Source organism: Neorhodopirellula pilleata (assembly GCF_007859915.1).
Lineage (GTDB): Bacteria > Planctomycetota > Planctomycetia > Pirellulales > Pirellulaceae > Rhodopirellula > Rhodopirellula pilleata.
Map to the genome: position 1 here is coordinate 1 of NZ_SJPM01000073.1, position 1,226 is coordinate 1,226.

Annotated in this window: 2 protein-coding genes and 1 pseudogene; all 3 read left to right on the top strand. The window is 54.6% G+C overall.

Features of this window, described 5'->3' with window-relative positions; all coding sequences use genetic code 11:
• Positions 1-217: pseudogene (locus tag Pla100_RS32125) on the top strand (four helix bundle protein); the annotation flags it as partial.
• Positions 218-236: 19 nt separating this feature from the next.
• The gene (locus tag Pla100_RS30260) at positions 237-566 is read left to right on the top strand and encodes a hypothetical protein (protein WP_146583130.1); all 330 of its coding nucleotides are present in this window, start codon (positions 237-239) and stop codon (positions 564-566) included.
• 97 nt (positions 567-663) lie between these two features.
• Positions 664-1,116 (top strand): hypothetical protein, encoded by a 453-nt coding sequence (locus Pla100_RS30265; RefSeq protein ID WP_146583132.1) that lies wholly within the window; start codon positions 664-666, stop codon positions 1,114-1,116.
• Positions 1,117-1,226 lie beyond the last annotated feature (110 nt).

A 1,226-nucleotide genomic window follows, 5' to 3' on the forward strand; every position in this document is an offset into this window, starting at 1 on the left:
GCTGAAGCTCAAACGAGTGGTCTCGATGTTGACTCGGATGGCGATCAAGTTTGACGGGGTCGGGGAGTCATCGGTAGACTACGCGGAATTGATCGATTACGAGCACGAGCACCGCGATGCTGAGCACGAGCACGAACAAAAGCCAGAACCAGGCCGTGCACCTAAGGACGGCTTGCGCGGTGTTACCAATGGAAACTCAATCGTCCGTCCCAGGTGACGGCGTCCGTTCTGCCAACATGAAAAATAGCCGCGTCGTTGCCGTTGTACTTTTCGTCGCAATAGGATTTCCGATTGCAATGACGGGATGGCAAACGTGGACTACTGCCGCTGAATCTGCGAAGAAATCAGCTGTATTGGCTCTGCTGGATGAAATTGAACGGACGGCAACAGCTCACTACGACGAATCCGGCACGTATCCGGCTACAATTGACGAGATGGCGATTTCCGTCTTTCCGGATGGGGGCAACCCAGCGATGCTCGATGAAATCCACTATGCGTCGGACGGTGATAAGATGACACTTGAATGGCGTGAGTTCCGTGTGATAAGACCGGAGGCAGAACAATGACATGCACGGAAGGACGGCTTGCGGCGCTTCTCACAATGGATCGTTGACTGTCCGTCCCCCGTGATGTCTGACATTCCCACATTGAATGGACAACTGAATGCGACGGGCAATCCTAATTGCGTTGGCCGTTCTCGTGTTCGCTGCAGGGGCGTGGGTCGTTCGCTTCGCGGAAGAGGTTGTCGGCATTCCACGCGAAGCATACGCATCGGATTGGACGGCGATCTTCATCATCGATCACCTCCGAACATCTGGCGACTGGCCAACTGGTTGGCACGATCTTCGCGACGAATACGATCGCCTCGCGGTTCCGCAGCATTACGCTTGGACATTTGATGAGCTCCAAACACTCATTGACGTCAACTGGGACTCATCGATTGACGCGATTCGCGAATCAGAGGTACCGCTTGACAATGTTCAACTGACAAGCGGTCGCCAGGTCAGCTACAATGGCGATCCCGATGTCCTGATTCATGACGCCGTGCGTACGGGGAGTTACGAACACCAGATTCGACGCCGTATCGGAGAAGAGGGGGAACCAATAAGGATTTGACTTCGCGGCGAGGCGTGGTTTGAGTTCGAATCTTTTTCTCGGCTGGTCCGTAAGTCGCTGCCCGAAGCCAGTGCCACTAGCCGAAGCTCAAGTCCTCTGTTCAAGAAGCC